An 18,777-nucleotide genomic window follows, 5' to 3' on the forward strand; every position below is an offset into this window, starting at 1 on the left:
ACGGCCGCCTAGAGCGCAAGCCTGTAGTAATCGTTGGCCGACTTTACGACAAAGCCGCACGACTCGTACAGCCCGAGCGCCCGGTTGTTTTCACAGGCGACCTCAAGGGAGACATCGGTGAAGCCTTCTGCCTGGATCAGCTCGATCGTTTTCGCCAGCGCCTGGCGGCCGTAGCCTTTGCCCTGTTCGTCTGGGTGGACGCAAAAGCCGTAGATGAAAGCTTTTTGCCCTTCCCGATTCACGCTGATTTTCCCGACTTCCCTCTCCTCCGCCAAAATCAGATACGTGCTGTTGAGGGGATCGTTCGCCATCCGCTCAGCCATCTCCCGAACCATTGCTTCCTCCAGTTTAAAACCCAGCACATTGAGCTGAATCAGCGTTTCATCATCCGCTGCTGTTGCCGGCCGCAGCTGCACTGCGTGCCCCAAGGCTACCTGCGCCGGTTTTTCCAAATCCATCCAGTATTCCGAAAACTCGTACCTGGCGCCGATCCGCTGCATATAGGCCGCCCCTGACTGCGCCTTTTTCTGGACGATAAACACCAGGTCCGGGATTCCCCGCTTGCGGCATTCTTCCTCGGCTGCGCACTGCAGTCCGGTAAAAATCCCTTTTCTCCGATGCGCCGGATGGACCATGCCGCTGACCTCTGCCTCTTTGTTGTGGAAAATGTACAGGCCAAGGAACCCGACCAGTTTGTTGTCCGCGTAGCAGAGGAAGTCTTCCGGATAATCGCCTGAACGCTTTGTCAGCATACTCGGGTTTATTTTCAAATCAATGCCGTCGTGCTCGTTGCAGATGACAGCCAGTTGGCTGACTTCCTCAAGCTGTGCTGCCGACATGGATTTTGTCGTAACAATCTCGTATTCCAACAGACTCACTCCTTTTTTGTATGTCTAAAAATAACGCCTTCTCATCTCCGCGACGATTTCCTCCAGATTGTTCGCTACCTGCGGAATCGCATAGCCCACGTACAGCGGGGAAGTCACGAAGCGCGGCACCGCCTTGGCGATCAGCTTTTCTTTCCATTGATAGAAGAAAAAGTTGTAGCTCTGGTTGCGCGGATTGACGTGGTGCAAAATCCAGCGGGCCAAAATTTGCAAATAATCAGCCATCCTGGGCAGACAATCCAGGTCGGACAAAACGACGTTGTACTCAAAAAAGCCCGCGCGCGGATGCGTTGAGAGCGAGCACTCCACCCCTGACTGTCGGTCGATGGTGATGCCGTAAAAATCGCTGTCCCGAAGTTGTGTGCGATAGTCGTAGTCCCTCAGCCCGACGATCTGCATGTGCGGGTGACGAATGCTTCCGCCGGAATACGGCCCGTGATTTTTGAAAAAGAGCACAGAGCGAAAAGAGCCGCTTTGCTCCATCTCCAGCCATTTTTCCACGCCAAAGGCGAGCAGGGCGTGCGCATGCTCACGGGAATAGGTGGACCAATCGCCTTCGCACTCATCTGATTCAATCAAAACCGTCTGATGCGTATCCTCCAGGACGGGATATTTGTTCATCAGCCAGATCATGGAACCGCGCTGCTCCAGCACGTCTGTCAAGCTGTCGCGATCACAAAACGGACACGCTGTTTCCCTGTTGATTACGCTCTCCGGCTTTTTTCTGCCAATGTGCATGTTAAAGTGCAAATGTGTCTGCGCCATACAAAGTGCCCCTCCAGTTTCTGGATACCTCCACTTTACACCGATTTGTGCGGAAAATCATGACGTATTTTCGCTCCCGCCATCAACCCGCCACAAATTGGCCCATTTTTCCAATTTTTGCACGCTCGTTTCTTTTTTTACCCCAAAAGGGTTGCATATAATGGGAGCAGTGATAACCGGAAAGGTGTTGGATACGATGGAAAAATCATTTTATTACCCGGTAAGCTGGAGTGAAGCCCACCACTACAAGGCGCTGCTCGATCAGGAGGGAGTGCCTTACGAGATCCAGTCTCCGCTCGATCTGCCCATCCTGGAAGAAGGCAAGCTGGCGATTGTCTTCCCTTCCATCCCGCTTCGGCTGTACGCGTGGGTACGCACCTTGTTTTACCGTGACGGCCTGCGCTATCCTGATACATTTTCTTCCTTCAGGTAAAGGAGTCCAAGTCCCCCTCTCTCCCGCTCACAGAAGATAGCCATAGCTATGTCGGGAGTGGCTGCAACAGGGAGGGGAGGGATTGCGCCTTGGCGAAGCTCGTCTCCATCGGCACCCCAGTGCGCATCCGACAGCAGTGACGACATGCAAAGACCCGCCTCCTTTTTGCAAGTAGGCGGGTCTTTTTCACATGCACTGCTCGTTTCTTTTTGCGACCGTCTGCTGGTCTTCCATCTCCAAAAATACGAGAAATCTTCTGGCTTGCTTGTACATGATCGACAGCGTCATTTCCCTGATCTTGTTCATGATCGCTTCTTTGTCCTTCGGATGGACTTCACAAGCGAGCCTTTTTTCTTGCAACGCGAGGTAAGACATCACCCAATCCGGGTCCAACTTATAGGCAGGCAACGACAGCGACTCCTCTACTCTAGTAATCTCCTCTAGTCTACAGGAGATCGGTGTCGCTTTCCCAGCCACAATAACTGGCTAAACAAACAGAGATTGGCACGCTGTCAATTACTTTCCTTGCTCCAATTCCTCGACCAGAAGCGACAGCTCCGTCCATCGCTCCATTGCTGCTTCCAGCTCGGCTGTCACCTGCTGCTCTTCGGCAAACAGCTTTTCTACCTTGCCGTAGTCGCTGCCCGCTTCGGCAATTTCCTGTTTCAAAAGCGCAAGTCGCTCTTCCAGGGAAGCGATTTTGTCCTCGATTGTATCCCATTCCTTCTGGTCTTTGTAGGAGAGCTTTTTCGTACGGTTGTTGCCGCGAGTCGCCTGACTGGCCGGCTGCTTCTCGGCTGGCTTTTGCTTGGCCTCGGCAGCGGCGTTCTCTCTCCGTTTTTCTTCCAGATATTCGGAATAGTTGCCTGTAAAGTGGCGAATCTTCCCGTTGCCCTCAAAAGCGAACAGATGGTCAACCGTGCGATCCAGGAAGTAGCGATCGTGGGAAACGGTAATGACCGCTCCGGGAAACTGCTCCAGGTAGTCTTCCAAAATACTCAACGTCTGGATGTCGAGATCGTTGGTCGGCTCATCCAAAAACAGCACGTTCGGCTCGCCCATCAACGTCCGCAGCAAGTACAGCCTGCGCCGCTCGCCGCCGGACAGCTTGGAAATCGGCGTCCACTGCATGGCCGGGGAAAACAGAAAGCGTTCCAGCATTTGCGAAGCCGTAATCTTCTCTCCGTCGCTCGTCGTAATCACTTCCGCCGCTTCCTTGACGTACTCGATCACCCGCAGCTTTTCGTTCATCTCCACGTTGTCCTGCGTGTAGTAGGCGATTTTTACAGTCGTGCCGATCTCAATCGTTCCGCTGTCAGGCTGGATGCGGCCTGCGAGCATGTTCAAAAGCGTCGTTTTGCCGCTGCCGTTTGGACCGATAATCCCGACGCGATCTCCCGGCAACACGATATAACTGAAGTCGTCGACCAGCTTTTTGTCCCCGTACGCCTTTTGGATATGCTCGATCTCGATGACCTTTTTGCCAAGACGGCTTGCACCCAGCGCCATCTCCAGCTTCGCCGCCGGACCTTCCACCTTCCGATCACGCAGTTCCTCTACCCGCTGGACGCGCGCCTTTTGCTTGGTCGTCCGCGCTTTGGCCCCCCGGCGAAGCCAGGCCAGCTCGCGGCGCAGCAAGTTTTGCCGCTTATCCTCTGCCGCCGCCTCGTTTTCTTCGCGCTCGGCTTTTTTCTCCAAAAACGTCGCATAGTTGCCTTCGTAGCTGTACAGCTTGCCGCGATCCAGCTCAAACGTGCGGTTCGTCACGCGATCGAGGAAATAACGGTCGTGCGTGACGAGCAGCAGGGCGCCTTTGTAGCGGGACAAGTATTCCTCCAGCCACTCTACCGTCTCGTTGTCGATGTGGTTCGTCGGCTCGTCGAGAATCAGCAGATCGGCTGGCTGGATCAGCGCTCTTGCCATCGCAACCCGCTTGCGCTGACCGCCAGACAGTTCTTTTATTTTTTGCGAAAAATGGGTCAGACCAAGCTTGGTCAAAATCGTTTTGGCCTGGGTATTGCTCTCCCACGCGTCGGCCGCATCCATCCGTCCCTGCACCGCAAACAGCCGCGCCTGTTTTTTCTCGTCATCCGGGTCTTGCTGCACCGCTTCCAGCGCTGTCTCGTATTCCCGCAGCAGCTGGATGAGCGGGGATTCTCCGTAAAACACTTGCTCAAGCACCGTCGATTCTTCATCGAAGCTCGGATTTTGCGGCAAATATTCCACGTGAAAATGATTGGCGTGAATGATTTTTCCGCTGTCGGGCGTATCTTGGCCCGCGATGATCCGCAAGAGCGAGGATTTTCCGGTGCCGTTGACGCCGATCAGGCCGATCCGCTGCTGTTCTGCGATATGAAAGGAGATGTTGTCAAACAATACTTTCTCTCCATAGCTTTTGGAAAGGTTTTCTACTGAAATGATTTGCATGGTCGTCACCTGTACTTTTCGATTTGCAATCCTCTCAGAATCGTACCATTTTTTTCGCAGCAGCTCTAGGGACTCTCTGCCCGCAAATTTCCTGCCGCCGCACAAAAAAGCAGGCGTACTCCCCTGCCATGCTGCAATCGAGTACGCCTGCCGTTCATTCAGTTGTGCAGCCACTGTTCCGTGCGCGACAGCAGCTCGCCGATTTTCATATCCTGTACGACCATGTCTGCCCATCCGTCCAAAGGCGTCGGTTCCTGGTTGACGATCACCAGTTTTGCTCCGTTTTCTTTTGCCCGCTGCGGAAACCAGTTGGCGGGGCTGACCGTAAGCGACGAGCCGAGCACGATCAACAGCGGCGCGCGCTCTGTCCACTCCACAGCCAAATCGATCTGCGACTGGGGGAGCGACTCTCCGAACAAGACGACATCCGGCCGTACGAAGCCGCCGCACTCACACGCGGTCCCTTCCTCCTGCAAATACCGCTCGCTCGGGTAGCTTTTGCGGCAACGGATACAGCTAACCGTCGTCAACGTCCCGTGAAGCTGTGCCACCGCCTGACTCCCGGCTCGCTGGTGAAAGCCGTCTACATTTTGCGTGATGATGCCAGCAAGCAGGCCACGCTGCTCCCATTTTGCCAAAATCTCATGTCCGGCATGCGGTTCGCAAGCTGTTAGCCCCTTGATTCGCATCCGGTAAAACTCCACAAACGCCTCGCGGTTGTGCCGCATCGCTTGCGTGCTCGCGAGCTTTTGCGGGTCATTTCCCCGCCACAGTCCGGTCTGCGAGCGAAAATCCGGCAGGCCGCTTTCGGTCGACATGCCGGCACCTGTAAAGACGACCGCGCCCGGCGATTCCTGCAGCCATTTGGCAAGCGCTTCCATCTGCATCGCCCTCTTTTCTTTTTGCCCCCATTGTAGCGGAGGAAAAAGCGGGTGTACAGCTAGTACGCTGCCGAATACCCGTACGGCTGCTGATAAGCCGTTTGCAGCTGGCTGGGCGGATTGTACGTGTAGCCCGCAAGCTCCGGATAGTGGATGTACTGCCCGTACTCCGGCGGCTGCGTGTAGGCGGCTGCATCGTAATAGTAGTACGAGCTTGTCGGCCACTGGCTGGAGTAGCTGTAGTGCGGATACTGGCTGGAGGTGTGCTGCCATTGGCTCTGTCCCTGGTTGGGTGCAGGGGTTGACCCCTGCTGGCAGTCGAGCGGCGGACCGATGACAACGGTCCGGGTGATTGGGGCAAAGGTGTCTTTTACCTTCGCTTCGTCCAGACAATACGTGTGCGCCCAGATGCTTGCAGGTGTCAGGCGCAGGATGTCGGAGCCGAAAATCACTTCCGGCACTGGCGCGTCGAATATCGCGATCAGATGCGTATCGTCCGTCAAAGCCACTTCGTAATGCCACCAGCCCTGCGGCACGTTCGCCACTTGCCGCGGCTTGATAGGGAAGTTGAGCAACTGGTTCGTAAACGGATTCACGATCGAAACAACCGCCTCCCCCGTCACACAATAGACGAGTTCGGAAGCGTTTTGGTGAATATGCGGCTCAATGACATTGCCCGTCGTCAGGAAAATGTCGAGTATCGACGTGTTGCCAAGTGTGTTCAGTTGCTGGATGCCGAGCGCGTTGATGAAGTTTCCGGCGTCTTTGCGAAAAAATGTGTTGTTGCGCAGATCATACGTGAACTCTGTATTGGGTGAGGTGTAATCCCGATAGGATGTAGCCATCTGTCCAATTTTCCCTCCAGCATCTAGGTATATGTCTCATACGTATCCATATTCCACTCGCTTCCGTTGGTGCGCCCATGTTTTGGCGCCGCTTTGCTCGCAACGGCTTGCGCGCATGCCTCGGCACGCTTCCTTCTTCCTATACATAAGGTAATAACAGTTGTGCCAAGTTCTCTTTTGGAGGGGATGGGAAGTGGCCACTTATTTCGTTTCGGATATTCATGGACAATATCAGGCTTTTCAGCGAGCGTTGCGCGATGGCTCCTTTTCCCCGCAAGCAGGTGATCGTCTCTATGTGATTGGCGACATGATTGACCGCGGGCCCGAGTCCAGGGAAGTGTTGTTCGAACTGTTCCGCCTGCGTCAAGCGTACCCGAACCAAGTCTTTCTGCTAAAAGGAAACCATGAACAAATGCTGGAGGATTGGCTGAAAGGGCAAGGAAATCCCGAACTTTACCTGCGTTACAACGGAGGAGATGCCACAATCCGTTCGCTGCTCGGCCATCATCCGCTGCGACGGGCGTTTTTGCATTCCATGCCCTCTATCGCAGAGCAGGAGGAGGCCAGACGGCTGATTTTGACGGAGTACCCCAATCTGTTGCCGTCCTTGTCCAGCCTGCCATTGTACATGGAGCTTCCGGCCGATCCGCGATCAGGAGCGCCCGCTGTCCTGCTCGTTCATGCGGGAATCCGCCCGGGAATCCCACTGCAAAAGCAAAATCCCGAAGATCTCCTATGGATTCGGGAGCCTTTCTACCTTTATTATGAAGGAGACAGGCCAATCGTCTTTGGACACACCCCCGTTCCCCGTCTGCCGGGCTATGAAGGGCATGGACCGTGGAGAAGGGGCAAGCTCGTCGGGATTGACGGCGGCGCTGCTTACCGGCGAGGTATTTTATTGGTAGAGTGGCCTTCCTTGCAGTCGATCTTCGTCCCTGTTCGCGACGCCCAGCCTGACGTGTACGTGCGGATCATCTGAGTGCGGCGACATACGACACCTCCCTGTCCGGCAAAGCTTTGGCTACTACCTGCGGCAACTGCTTCAGGTAGCGTTTCCGCTTATTTTGGACAAGCCGCTTTGCTTTCACAATTTGTTACTTTTTATAATCAACTTCCGATTCGTAATGTGATAAGATAGAAGGACGAGGTGTTGTTATGAAACGTCAGCAAGTGATGGAACAATCTATGTTTGCGGCATGGGGCGTGTCCCTGATTGCCACGGCAGGAAGCCTGTTTTTTTCGGAAGTATTAAAGTACATACCATGCGAGCTGTGCTGGTATCAGCGGATCCTGATGTATCCGCTCATTATTTTGCTGGGAGTGGCCTCCGCCAAAAAAGATTACAAGATGTCTTCCTACGCCCTGATTCTTTCGTTGATCGGCGGCTGCATCTCCCTCTATCATTACCTGATTCAAAAGGTGCCTGCCCTGCATGAGCTGGGCAACGCATGTGGCATCGTGCCCTGCAACACGGACTACATCAACTGGTTCGGCTTTGTCACGATTCCGTTTTTGGCGCTGATCGCTTTTACGCTCATTAGCATTCTTTTGTTCATCGTGCAGAAAAACGCAAAGGAGATTTGATGATGAAAAAAATTATCTTTTTGTCTGTCCTGGTAGCTGCGTTGCTGATTGGCGCCATTGTGTACTCGGATATTTCCAACCGCGAGGCGGCGGCAGGCAACCCGTACGGAAAAGCCAATCTGAACCCGGCTACCATCGAGCAACTGAATGATCCGTTGTACGACAACCTGATTATGCCAGAAGAGTTGAAGCAGAAGATCGAGAGCAAGGAAGACTTGTTCGTCTACTACTACAGCCCGCTGTGCGAGCATTGCCGCGCGACCACACCTGTCCTCGTGCCCATCGTCAAGGACATGCAGATCGACATGAAAAAACACAACCTGCTGGAGTTCACAGCCAGCTGGGATGAGTACCAGATCGAATTCACCCCGACCCTTGTTCACTACAAGGACGGCAAGGAAGTCGCTCGCCTGGTAGGCGGACATGAACCTGACGAGTGGAAAAAATGGCTGGAAGAACAGAAAAAATCATAATAGTTGAACACCCTCGGACTTTGCGGTTCGGGGGTTTTCTTGTAGCATCCGTGACAAATATGTGAACGCCCCCCTCCAGAAATAGCCCAAACGAGTCATTAGGCTTTTGGAAGCGAATGCCTATAATGGTTACTGGGGAATATTCCAGGAAAACGGAGGTAACGGTGTTGAACCTTATCGACTTGACCGAAACATTCGGCTTTCGGGCGACGTGGAACCCGGAGCTGATCTTGCTTACCGCTCTGATCGGACTTGCCTACTTTTCGCTGACAGGACCTTTGCGCCGGACGTTTCCTGAGGCAAAACCCGTCACGCTCACACAGAAGCTGTCGTTTTCCATTGGCTTGCTCCTTTTTTATTTCGGCATGGGCAGCCCATTGAACGTCGCGGGCCACTTTTTGTTCAGCGCCCATATGCTTCAGCAGTCTATTCTTTACCTGATGATGCCGCTATTGCTGCTGGCTGGCACGCCGTCCTGGCTGATCCGCTCGCTTTTTTACCGCAAAGGGCTGAAACGGCTGCTGCGCGTGGCAAGCCATCCGATTACGGCCATCCTGCTGTTCAATGCCCTATTTTCGTTTTATCACATGCCTGTTATGCTAGACATGGCGATGAACAACCTGGCTATGCATAATCTGATTCACCTGGTACTGTTGGTTACGGCCATATTGATGTGGCTTCCTGTGATCGCTCCCATTCCGGAGATTCATCGGCTGTCCGAGCTGCAAAAGCTGGCCTACATTTTTGCCAACGGCGTGCTGATTACGCCAGCCTGTGCGCTCATTATTTTTTCGGAGACGGCTCTGTACAGCACGTATGTCAACGGCCCTTCGATGCTGTGTGCGCCGTTTTTTTCCGCCCCGATCGACAAGTCAATGTTTGCCGTTCCGCTCGTGCCCCTGGAGGATCAGCGGCTTGGCGGAATCATCATGAAGCTGCTGCAGGAGTTGACGTACGGTTCCGTCCTGGCCTACGTGTTTGCGGTCTGGTACCGGAAAGAAAAAAATCAGCCGGACGATGGTCTGATTCCGCAATAACACTGCCCAAAGCGGCACACTTACCTATCTGCAAAAAAGGAGGCATCCTGCGTGCCACTCACTCCTACTGCCGCGATCCGGCTAAGACGGCTGCTCGTGTTGTTGCCGCTGCTCGTCCTCGCTGCTCTCGTCGCCTCTTGGTTTTGGCTGAGTCCGTCCACGGTTTCGGCCAAGCTGCCGGACGTACAACTGCAAACGCTGGATGGAGAAGCTTACTCTCTCTCACCAAAGACCGGGAGCATCCGTCTGGTCGAGCTGATCTATACGCGCTGTCCCGATATTTGTCCGACGACCACCGTAAAAATGGTGCAACTGCAAAAACGGCTGCAAGCGGCTGGACTGATGGGACAAGGCATTGAATTTTTGACGATTACCATTGATCCCAAAAACGATACTCCCGACGTGCTGCGCTATTACGTCCAACAGCTCGGTATTGCAGACGAGGGCTGGACCATATTGCGCGGCGACGAAGAGACGATTCGCACCGTGACCAGCTCGCTCGGCTTTTTTGCCAAAACGACCGAGGACGGATTCATCTCGCATACGTCGAGCACCTATCTCGTCGACCAAAACAACGAGGTCATCCGCAAGTTCGGGATGGGTGAGGACTTTGATCCGGAACAAATTTATCAAGAGTTGTTGAACTTGAAGAAGGAAGGGTAACGCAAATGAAACGCTTTTTCACGCTATGCCTGTCCGCACTGGTCATTTTGACTGCGGCATGTTCTGGCCCAAGCGACCAGGCCTTGGAAGCTTCCGGCGCTCCTGTTGACGCCACTTTTTCTATCGAGCCTGCGGAGCCGGTAGCAGGCCAACCCATTACGTTTTCCGTCAAAGTGACCCAGGATGGCAAGCCTGTGGACGATGCGCGGGAAGTCTCGTTTGAATGGTGGAAGGATGGACAGGAGAAACACGAAACGATTCCGGCGAAGCTCGTATCCGATGGCGTCTACACGGCGCAGCAGACGATCAGCGAGCCTGGCTCCTACTTTGTCTACTACCACGTCACCGCCCGCGATTTCCACAACATGCAGAAAACGCCTTTTACTGTGAAAGGCGCAGCCGATGCCGATCATGCCGCTACGGGTCATTCAAGCGGCGGACACGAGCACGGCAAAGCCGCTTCCGGCGAAGCGCATGCAGCCAGTGGAGTCGACTTTCACCTGATGCCACCGGACGAGCTCAAGGCGCAGTCTGCGGCTGTCATGGTCGTTCACCTGATGAAGGACAACCAGCCGTTGTCGGGAGGCACGGTCAAGTTTGAGTTTTGGACAGGCGATGCGGCGAAGCACAGCTTTGCGGATGCCAGCGAAAAAAATGCCGGGCAGTACGAAGGCAACCTCTCCTTCCCTGCCCCTGGGGAATACACGGTGAAGGTCCATCTGGAAAAAGGCGACATGCACGATCACAAAGATTTCACCGTGACTGTCCAGTAACAGACACGTAAGTCAGACGCTTTCTTGAACAAACAGCAAAGACGGCCATTCCATTCCGGGGAAGGCCGTCTTCTGCACTTTTTCGTATTAGCAAGTAAAGTAGGCGATGCGGTTCAGCTCCAGGCCATAGTATTCCCACTGGTTTCTTCTCCAGCGGTAGCCTGTTACGGAACTCCGGCCGATGAATACAGGATAAAACCAGAAGGAGCGCCCATTTTGCAGCCAGATGTACGTATACCGATACAGACACGGATAAAATCCGCCCGGTTCAATCCGACGTGTCCCCCCGTATCCTCGCGATCCCGGTGCACTGGGCGTCCTGCCTGGAGGCGGACCTGGCGGCGGTGGAGGAAACCCTCCAGGAGAACCTCCCGGCGGCGGCGGTGGTGGGTACCCTCCTGGAGGATAGCCACCTGGGGGATACTGATATGACATGACGTTTCACCTCCTACAAGTCTCCCTATAAGAGATGCTGCCAACGCACAGATGGACTGTGTGTTTGCCCGTGGTCATTCACCTATTTTCCGCGATCGTCCCCTTCGCCTGCATCGCTCCCCTTCCCCTAAAAAGAAGGCGACGCAATCGCGCCGCCTTGGATTTCAAACTGTCTCTGGTTAATAAGGGCGTCCGCCCATGATGAAGCGGTATTCCCAGTGTGTATTACTGAAATTTGTAATTTTCACGCCGCCGGACTCCTTGGAAAAGGTGTGCAGCAGCTTGTCGTCGCCCAGGTAGATCGCGACGTGGGTAATGCTTTGCTTCGGCACGTTAATCCCTTTGTAGTCGGATTGCTTGTAGCCTTTGTAGGCCATGAAAAAGACCAGATCGCCTTTTTTCAGCTTGCTTATATCAGTGGTATACGTGCCGTTGCTTTTTACGAAGTTGGCCTGGGAGCGCGCTCCGCCTTTGCCCATGTCGATATTGGCCCCTTCGAGGTACGCCCACATGGTGAATTCGGAGCAATCCATCGTCTTTTTGTTCGCACGGGTCGAGCCGTACTCATACGGTGTGCCCATGTATTTTTTCCCGGCCGCAATCACCTTGTCCGCGATTGTAGAAGCATCTGACTCCTGCTGACCCGGCTCCGGCGTTGTGCCCGTTCCGGTGTCCTCCGGCAAAATTCGGCGTGCGCCAAGCAGCTTTTTCGTATAATCGCTGACTTTTTTCAAAACGACCTCATCTTCACCTTGCGATGAGTATATGTACTGGCCATTTCCGATGTAAATTCCCATGAAGGTCGGAGCACCTTTTCCATTCGAGGAAAAGAACAGCAAATCTCCAGCCTGGATTTTGTCTGTCGAGACGGACTTGCCCGCCTTGTACAGCTTGGCAATCGTGTTGTCAATCGTCAGTCCGGCCTGTTTGTACACGTAGGTAGCGAGTCCCGCAGAGCCGAACGAGTTCGGACCAACCGCCCCGTATTTGTAGTCTTTGCCGATCAGGGATGTAGCTGTCTGGACGATTTTTTCTGACTTGACCAAATATTGCGAATCCACAGTCTGAGCGGCGGCCTGTCCACCTTCTGCGAACAGAAGCAGGGATGTACTCAGCATGACGGCGACAGTCGACTTTTGCAACCAATCTCGTTTCGTCATTCGTTCTCCTCCTGGCTGTGTTTTTTCCCAACGGATTGGGTACAATCCCACTTTACTGGAAAAACCCGACCCGTATAAGTCTGTAAATCTTTCCAACAAAGGATTTGATTACATAGTCGGATGACCATAGTCCTGTATTTCAGACCTTTCTGACCGATTCGTCCCATGCCTTTTCCCATGCCAAAAAGGCCCTTGTCCGCTCCTGGGACAAGCGCCTGCCCGCGTGAAGGTTCTGACAACGCTAGCGAGGTTTGCGTTTGCCTTTCGCAAGCGTATTGCACAAAAACTGTACCGTTTCTCCCATTTTCAGCCGATGCGAGCCTTTTACGAGAAAAGTAGTGTCGGGCTTCATTCTTTTGGCGAGATTGCGGTGCAATACCTCTTTGTTCGGGCAATGCATGACCCGGTTCGCGGGAAAGCCAGCCCGGATGGCCGCGCGCGCAATATGGCGGGCACTTCGCCCCAACGTGTACAAATAATCCACATTTTTTTGGCTCAAATACTCGCCGACTTCTTCGTGGCCTCGCACTTCGTAGTTCCCCATTTCCAGCATGCTCGCCAGCACCGCGATTCTGGTGCCTTGGCCGGACTGGCTGAGCACGTCAATTGCTGCCTTGGCCGCATCCGGATTGGAGCTGTACGTGTCGTCCAGCACCTGGACATTGTGGGCCAACCGGTAGCTGACGAGCCGCTTCCGCTGCGGCCGGAATTGGCGCAGCCCCTCCCGAATTTCCTGGAACGGGATGCCGAGTGTATGCGTAACGGCAATGGCCGCCAGTGCATTGTGCACATTGTGTTCTCCCAAAATCGGAATAAATATCGCTTCTCTCTGCTGCTGAAACGAACAGACAAAAGAAATTCCGCCTTCCTCCCGTGCAATGCTGTCCGCCCGATAATGCGCTTCCTGCCCGACCCCGAACGTAACGAATCTGCCAGCAAACGTCCCTAAAAAAGGTTGTTGGGTAAACTGGCGCGAGTATGGACAATCCCAATTGAGAAAGACGATACCGGTAGACTTCATGTGGCGGATCAACTCGGATTTTGCCATGGCGAGCCGTCCGACATCTCCGCCGAAGTTGCCAATGTGCGCAGTCCCGATGTTCGTAATGACCCCCAGATTCGGTTGAATGATCTGGCAATGCTGGCGAATATGGCCACTTCTCAGCAACCCGAATTCCAGCACAACCGCTTTGTGCTCGTCCCGCAAGCGACTGACATGCGCTCTCGTATTGCCCAAAAAGTTCTTGTTGTACATCGAACGATAGGTGGGCATGCGTCTTTGCAATATCGTATAGATCATTTCTTTCGTCGTCGTTTTCCCGGCGCTTCCCGTCACCGCAATCACCGGTTTGTTCAGCATCACCGTCTTTGGCCGAGCTGGTTTCTTGCCTTTCTTTTTCACTGACAATCTCCCCTTCACCCCTGCTCTTCCAATCCGCTTCGGTATTGTATGTCCGAGTGAGACAGCCTGTATAGACCGCTATCTATGAAAACGTTCCGCTTCTATCCAAAACAGGCGGACGACTTTCGGAATAGAGTAGAGGGAAGAGGTGAAGCCAATGAAAAAGAAAGTCACCATCGCCGCAGTTGGCGATATCCTCATGTGGAAGGAGCAGGTGGCTTGCGCCAAGCTGACTTCGATGGATCAATTTTCCTTTGCGGAGATGTTTGCTCCCGTCGCCCCTATCCTGTCAGGCAATGATCTTGTCATCGGCAATCTGGAGACGACGTTTTCCGGCAAAGGCCAGCCCTACCAGATCGGCTCGGCACGAACTGGCTATCCTCGGTTCAACTGTCCCGACGAGCTGGCACGCGATCTTAGACAAGTCGGCTTTGACATCGTGACAACCGCAAACAACCACTGTCTGGACGGAGGGCCAAACGGACTTTGCCGCACACTGGATGTCCTGGATCGCTACAAACTGGCGCACACAGGCACGTCCCGCTCCCCGCAGGAGGCGAGCACACCTTTGATCCGGGAAGTAAACGGCATCCGCATCGGGTTGCTTGCTTACACGTACGGAACGAACAAACAGGTCATTCCCGCGCACATGCCATGGCTTGTCAACCTCATCCGCCGGGATGCCATTTTGCAGGACATCGCGGCCATCCGCCCATTCGTCGACCTCGTAATCGTCGCCCTGCATTTTGGCGTGGAATTCCGCTACACCCCGACAGCAAACCAGCGCCTGCTCGTGCAAAGCCTGCTCGACCAGGGCGCAGATGTCATCCTGGGCGCACACCCTCACGTCCTCCAGCCCGTCGTCACTCCCGCAATTCCCCTTGCGGATGGCAGGAAAAAGCGTACACTGGTCGCCTACTCGCTCGGAAATTTCACCTCAGAGAAAATGCTGCACTTCGATCAGTCGCAGGTCGGGGCAATTTTGCGCTTTTCCGTGGAAAAAGACGCGCAGGAGCAGGTCGCCATCCGTCAAATCTCCGTCATTCCAACCTACTGCCAGCGCTACATGCAGGACAGCCGCATCCGGTTTCGGGTGATTCCCATTCGCTCGTACCTGAAGTATCCGGACATGAACCTTCCCCTGCTGCAACGAAAGAAACTGAGACTTCTCTGGAAACGCGCGATCCAGATTATCGGCCGAAAGCCAGGCATCCTGATCGAGTAAAAAGGGGCGCCAATAAAGCCCCTTTCCTCTTTTCTCGCTCTGGGTCTTGGCTATCCATTCATTTGTTGGCAAAAAAAAAGGGGCGACTGCTGTAGCAATCACACCCTTTGCTGTCTTTCCCGGCTTATCGCATTCACTTTTGACAGGCAGCCGTCTCCTTCAAGGAAGCATCTTTGTCGCGCACTTCTGCAGACAGCACCTCGCGCAGCATTTGCTCGGCCCGCTCGATGTCCCAATTTTTTACGAGAGCCATTTCGCTTGCCATGAGCTGTTGGGCATTGTCCAGCATCAGCTTGTCGCTGGTGCCCAATACTCTGCCCTGGCTGATCCGCCACAAGTCCCGGATCACTTCGGCCTGCTCAAAAATATCGCCACTCTTCATTTTTTCCGCATTCTTCTTGTATCGCTGTTGCGCATTCAACGTGGAGTCAGGACGCTCTGTCCGCATGACAGCCAGCACTTCGTCCAAAATGTCAGCCCCTACGACCATGCGAATGCCCAGTGCGGACATTTTTTCAACGGGGACCATGATATTCAACTCTTTTTGCAGCATGTGGAGCACATAATAGAGCTGCTTTTCACCCAGAAATTCCTTTTCTTCCAGCGCCTCGATTACGCCTGCCCCGTGCATCGGGTAAAAAATCTTGTCACCTACTTGAAACATACGTCCACCTCCTGCAATGCGATCTTCTTCATTATAACACAGTTTTCGAATTTAAAAATTTTTATTTTATCATGCACTTTTATTTTGAGTCAATATTTAATTTTGGATAAAAATGCATGAAAAATGGGTGAAGAAAGCCTACTGCCCACAAGGAGTCTTTTTTGCCGGTTGGGTAACTTTCCCGTGATTTGCGCGTCTAACCAGTCAGAGAAAGGATGACGCTTGATGAAAAAAACGAGACAACTAGCCTTGGCAGCAATGCTCCTTGCCGCATCCTTATGTGTTCCGTTAGCCTCGCCAAAAGCAAGTGCAGCGAGCATCGCTTCGACTACAACGAACACTGCCGCCCAACCCTCGAAAATATACCGGATCAGCCTGGATGGAAAAAAGCAAACGCTCATCGCACAGCTCCCCGTCGTGCACCGCGCGAGCATGTCGCCGAGCGGTCGGTTTGTGTATGCGGAAAAGCTAGGCTTCAAAAAAGGGGAACCGACCATCCCCTACTTGTATGACAGCAAGACCAGGCAACTGCGCCAACTGAGCAGTTTTGCCAAGTGGGCACAGAAAAAGGACGAGCTTCTCCTGATGGAACAGGCCAGCCTGTACCGCTACAACCCGCTCACGAACCAAAAAACGCTGCTTGTCAAAGGGACTGCCGACACACCGATTCTCGATTATGCGCTTGCACCGGACGGCCACTACCTCACTTTTATCCAGTCGGATCTGAAGGAAGCAAACTTGCAAAAGCGCCACAAGCTTTACCTGCAAGACATGAATACGCTGAAAATGAAGGTCAACGACCAATTTTCGCTCCCGGCTGAAGAAGAAAGCAGCACGCAGGCGGTAAATCTGCTCTACTGGATACCCACGTCCAAAAAAGTGCTGTACAAGGCAAACGGCACCATTAAAGAGCTTGATTTGCCGACAGGGCTCAAGTACACGCATTCGTTCAAAAGCTTTCCTTCGTATTCGAACGACATGAAGCTGCGCTTTGACGTCAAAGAAGCGCACGGCTTTATGACCGACCTGCAAACAGGCAAAAGCGTGCCGACCGCCGAGCACCCTCATTCCGTGTACTTAGAACGCGACTTGACCAAAGTTTTCTGGTCCCCGACCGGACATAACTATGTCGCTGAAAAATTTCTCTCCACCTCCAATGCCCAGGATGCGAACGAGCAGCTTGTCATAAAGACGGTGAATCAAACGTTTACCTACCCGCTCGATGGCAGTCCTTATTTGGATACCATCGACAACATTCAATTTTTGGGATGGGCGGCGGATGGCAAGTCATTTTTTGTCGGAGATTTGGACTCGGTGCACATGAGCCGTTTTGCAGGGTGGTAATCGCGTAAGAGGCAGCAGAAGGGGCAAAGGCTTCCTGCAACAGTGGTTGTGGAGCAAGAAAAAGCGAAGGAGCCACAGCTTTTCTGTTCATGACGGGCTGTGGCTCAAAAGATTGAGGCGTAGTATAAGGTTATTTCTTCTTGTGTTGTTAGAATGACAGCCAGAACGGACAGCCAAATGATTGCGTATATTGCGATTATTTTTGACCGCCCTCTCTTATCCCCCAGACTCATCTTCCCCACCCGAATCAGCAACATAGACATGTAGACGAGCTTCTCCCTGCTTCCATTGCGTTCAACCGCCCCTTACCGCCAGTTCAACTTGACTGATGCGCTCACGATCAGCCAATCAGGTCGAAAAGAGTTTATCTATACTTATCAAACAGCAGCTCATCCGAATGCGAAGTGCTCTCGCTCGAACTGGTTAACATGGTAATCTTGTGGCTGGAAAATGGCGGGCTGGTGTTACATTTGAACAGTTGACCGAGCAGCAGTGAGTGGGATTAGAAGAGAAAGTTAAGTATAGAGTATTATCGTAACTTCAAATAAATGGAATTCGTATTTAGTTATAGGATCTGGTGGGTCATCATGCACCATTTTATTTCCATCATACAAGAAAAAATGAAGGTGATGATTATGAAAAAGACCAGGAATTGGATCATTGGAATTGTTCTGTCCTTGCTTGTGCTTACTGCTTTTTTTCAATATAAAGACCTGCCTGGGAATATAGGGGTACTGCTTACCGTTAATGAATTAATCAATGAACACAGCAAAGCATCAAACGAGTTGGAAATGGAAGGCGCTGAAAATCATACCCATATTCAATTTGCTGCGGGAAAATATTATGTGGATGTTAATAAAAAAAGTCACGACAAGCGACGGCAAAATCCGCGTGAATCACTATGACTATGTTCTCGTTTACAAAAATTTGGAATGGAACGTATTAAACAACCGAATCACGTACACAGGTGAATGACATCATGATAGCCTATGTTTACTTCGTCTCCAAGTGCGATGACAGATTCATTGACATCCACGAATAAACAAAAATACCCCGCAAGAAGGACACAGGAAAGTGACCGTCTTGCGGGGTACTGTAACTCACCGATTCTGCGTCTGTTTGGTACGATAAAACTCATTGAACAGCTTCATCAGCGCCCGCTTCTCGATGCGGGAGACGTACGAACGGGAAATGCCAAGCTCCCGAGCGATTTCCCGCTGTGTCTTTTCTTTGTCCTGATCCAGGCCAAACCTGCCGATGATGACCTCTTTTTCCCGTGCGTCGAGGATGTGGATGTGCTGATAAATTTTGTTGGATTCCAGCTTGAGCTGTACCGCATCCACGACTTCGCCCGTGCCCTCTACTTGCCAGGATTTAGCGAACCTACATTTCTTGAACCAGGATTATTTGTCTTTTGTATCGGTAAGGATGCTGGTTAATAGAATGGCGGCAATCAATGATAGGAGCCACTCTATTGTGCCGTTTTCACTATCAAGACTAATACTATTTACAGCAAAATGAATGATAATAGTGAGTAGTAATACTACTAGTAATTTTAATATTTTCATTTAATAAATCCCCCAACTAATAAACACTATCTTAGCACAAAACTTAAAATTGGTAAATTATTAATCATTTGTAAAATAATTGAAAATTTGCGTTTTATGCTTTATTTGTCACCGCCGGGATATAATTGACCCAGGTTCGCCGGAAAGAAAATGACCCACCCTTAGCGAATATATCCCCTTCGGTATTAACGGCCAAGTTAATTTTCGGAGG

At 52.5% G+C, this 18,777-nt stretch carries 20 protein-coding genes and 1 pseudogene; 10 read left to right on the top strand and 11 right to left on the bottom strand.

Annotated features, from left to right (window positions below; translation table 11 throughout):
- Nucleotides 1–8 precede the first annotated feature (8 nt).
- Both EDM57_RS10170 and EDM57_RS10175 read right to left on the bottom strand, forming a co-directional pair.
- Nucleotides 9–878, bottom strand: coding sequence for a GNAT family N-acetyltransferase (locus EDM57_RS10170; RefSeq protein WP_425455797.1), 870 nt, complete (start codon nucleotides 876–878; stop codon nucleotides 9–11).
- 15 nt (nucleotides 879–893) lie between these two features.
- Entirely contained in the window at nucleotides 894–1,652 is a 759-nt protein-coding gene (locus EDM57_RS10175) for a DUF4931 domain-containing protein (protein WP_122904658.1), read from the bottom strand.
- A 196-nt stretch (nucleotides 1,653–1,848) separates the two neighbouring features.
- On the opposite strand from EDM57_RS10175, the gene EDM57_RS10180 reads away from it, so the two are divergent.
- Entirely contained in the window at nucleotides 1,849–2,085 is a 237-nt protein-coding gene (locus EDM57_RS10180) for a hypothetical protein (protein ID WP_122904675.1), read from the top strand.
- 186 nt (nucleotides 2,086–2,271) lie between these two features.
- Here EDM57_RS10180 and EDM57_RS10185 read toward each other — a convergent pair whose 3' ends face one another.
- The 4 genes from EDM57_RS10185 to EDM57_RS10200 all read right to left on the bottom strand — a co-directional run bounded on the left by EDM57_RS10185 (nucleotide 2,272) and on the right by EDM57_RS10200 (nucleotide 6,238).
- Nucleotides 2,272–2,493 (bottom strand): hypothetical protein, encoded by a 222-nt coding sequence (locus EDM57_RS10185; RefSeq protein WP_122904659.1) that lies wholly within the window; start codon nucleotides 2,491–2,493, stop codon nucleotides 2,272–2,274.
- Nucleotides 2,494–2,601: 108 nt separating this feature from the next.
- Nucleotides 2,602–4,512 (bottom strand): ABC transporter ATP-binding protein, encoded by a 1,911-nt coding sequence (locus EDM57_RS10190; protein ID WP_122904676.1) that lies wholly within the window; start codon nucleotides 4,510–4,512, stop codon nucleotides 2,602–2,604.
- A gap of 158 nt (nucleotides 4,513–4,670) precedes the next feature.
- Nucleotides 4,671–5,393 (bottom strand): NAD-dependent deacylase, encoded by a 723-nt coding sequence (locus EDM57_RS10195; RefSeq protein ID WP_122904660.1) that lies wholly within the window; start codon nucleotides 5,391–5,393, stop codon nucleotides 4,671–4,673.
- Between the two features lie 59 nt (nucleotides 5,394–5,452).
- On the bottom strand, nucleotides 5,453–6,238 hold the full coding sequence (locus EDM57_RS10200; protein WP_122904661.1) for a cupin domain-containing protein: 786 nt from the start codon (nucleotides 6,236–6,238) through the stop codon (nucleotides 5,453–5,455).
- A 193-nt stretch (nucleotides 6,239–6,431) separates the two neighbouring features.
- On the opposite strand from EDM57_RS10200, the gene EDM57_RS10205 reads away from it, so the two are divergent.
- From EDM57_RS10205 to EDM57_RS10230, 6 genes are all read left to right on the top strand, one after another.
- On the top strand, nucleotides 6,432–7,217 hold the full coding sequence (locus tag EDM57_RS10205) for a metallophosphoesterase family protein (protein ID WP_122904662.1): 786 nt from the start codon (nucleotides 6,432–6,434) through the stop codon (nucleotides 7,215–7,217).
- Nucleotides 7,218–7,393: 176 nt separating this feature from the next.
- Complete coding sequence (locus EDM57_RS10210) at nucleotides 7,394–7,822, top strand: disulfide oxidoreductase (RefSeq protein ID WP_122904663.1); 429 nt, start codon at nucleotides 7,394–7,396, stop codon at nucleotides 7,820–7,822.
- 2 nt (nucleotides 7,823–7,824) lie between these two features.
- Nucleotides 7,825–8,295, top strand: coding sequence for a thioredoxin family protein (locus EDM57_RS10215; protein WP_122904664.1), 471 nt, complete (start codon nucleotides 7,825–7,827; stop codon nucleotides 8,293–8,295).
- Between the two features lie 125 nt (nucleotides 8,296–8,420).
- Entirely contained in the window at nucleotides 8,421–9,332 is a 912-nt protein-coding gene (gene ctaG / locus EDM57_RS10220) for a cytochrome c oxidase assembly factor CtaG (RefSeq protein WP_122904665.1), read from the top strand.
- Between the two features lie 51 nt (nucleotides 9,333–9,383).
- Nucleotides 9,384–9,995, top strand: a complete 612-nt coding sequence (locus EDM57_RS10225) for an SCO family protein (protein WP_122904666.1) — start codon at nucleotides 9,384–9,386, stop codon at nucleotides 9,993–9,995.
- A 5-nt stretch (nucleotides 9,996–10,000) separates the two neighbouring features.
- Nucleotides 10,001–10,768 (top strand): FixH family protein, encoded by a 768-nt coding sequence (locus EDM57_RS10230; protein WP_122904667.1) that lies wholly within the window; start codon nucleotides 10,001–10,003, stop codon nucleotides 10,766–10,768.
- An 87-nt stretch (nucleotides 10,769–10,855) separates the two neighbouring features.
- On the opposite strand, the gene EDM57_RS10235 is transcribed toward EDM57_RS10230, so the two are convergent.
- From EDM57_RS10235 to EDM57_RS10245, 3 genes are all read right to left on the bottom strand, one after another.
- On the bottom strand, nucleotides 10,856–11,203 hold the full coding sequence (locus EDM57_RS10235) for a transporter (RefSeq protein ID WP_122904668.1): 348 nt from the start codon (nucleotides 11,201–11,203) through the stop codon (nucleotides 10,856–10,858).
- A 179-nt stretch (nucleotides 11,204–11,382) separates the two neighbouring features.
- Entirely contained in the window at nucleotides 11,383–12,363 is a 981-nt protein-coding gene (locus EDM57_RS10240; RefSeq protein WP_122904669.1) for a C40 family peptidase, read from the bottom strand.
- 241 nt (nucleotides 12,364–12,604) lie between these two features.
- Entirely contained in the window at nucleotides 12,605–13,771 is a 1,167-nt protein-coding gene (locus EDM57_RS10245; protein ID WP_425455798.1) for a UDP-N-acetylmuramoyl-tripeptide--D-alanyl-D-alanine ligase, read from the bottom strand.
- 151 nt (nucleotides 13,772–13,922) lie between these two features.
- Between EDM57_RS10245 and EDM57_RS10250 the strand changes: the two genes are divergently transcribed.
- Nucleotides 13,923–14,990: a CapA family protein gene (locus EDM57_RS10250; protein WP_122904670.1), complete on the top strand. Its 1,068-nt coding sequence runs from the start codon at nucleotides 13,923–13,925 to the stop codon at nucleotides 14,988–14,990.
- A 133-nt stretch (nucleotides 14,991–15,123) separates the two neighbouring features.
- Here EDM57_RS10250 and EDM57_RS10255 read toward each other — a convergent pair whose 3' ends face one another.
- Entirely contained in the window at nucleotides 15,124–15,654 is a 531-nt protein-coding gene (locus EDM57_RS10255; RefSeq protein WP_122904671.1) for a CarD family transcriptional regulator, read from the bottom strand.
- 225 nt (nucleotides 15,655–15,879) lie between these two features.
- Between EDM57_RS10255 and EDM57_RS10260 the strand changes: the two genes are divergently transcribed.
- Nucleotides 15,880–16,998, top strand: a complete 1,119-nt coding sequence (locus EDM57_RS10260; RefSeq protein WP_122904672.1) for a hypothetical protein — start codon at nucleotides 15,880–15,882, stop codon at nucleotides 16,996–16,998.
- A 587-nt stretch (nucleotides 16,999–17,585) separates the two neighbouring features.
- A complete protein-coding gene (locus EDM57_RS10265; RefSeq protein WP_246005784.1) occupies nucleotides 17,586–17,903 on the top strand; it encodes a hypothetical protein in 318 nt (105 codons plus the stop codon).
- Between the two features lie 195 nt (nucleotides 17,904–18,098).
- Here EDM57_RS10265 and EDM57_RS10270 read toward each other — a convergent pair.
- Nucleotides 18,099–18,353 (bottom strand): annotated as a pseudogene (locus EDM57_RS10270) (sigma factor-like helix-turn-helix DNA-binding protein); the annotation flags it as partial.
- Nucleotides 18,354–18,777: the final 424 nt, after the last annotated feature.

It is taken from the genome of Brevibacillus gelatini (assembly GCF_003710935.1).
GTDB classification, from domain to species: Bacteria; Bacillota; Bacilli; order Brevibacillales; family Brevibacillaceae; genus Brevibacillus; species Brevibacillus gelatini.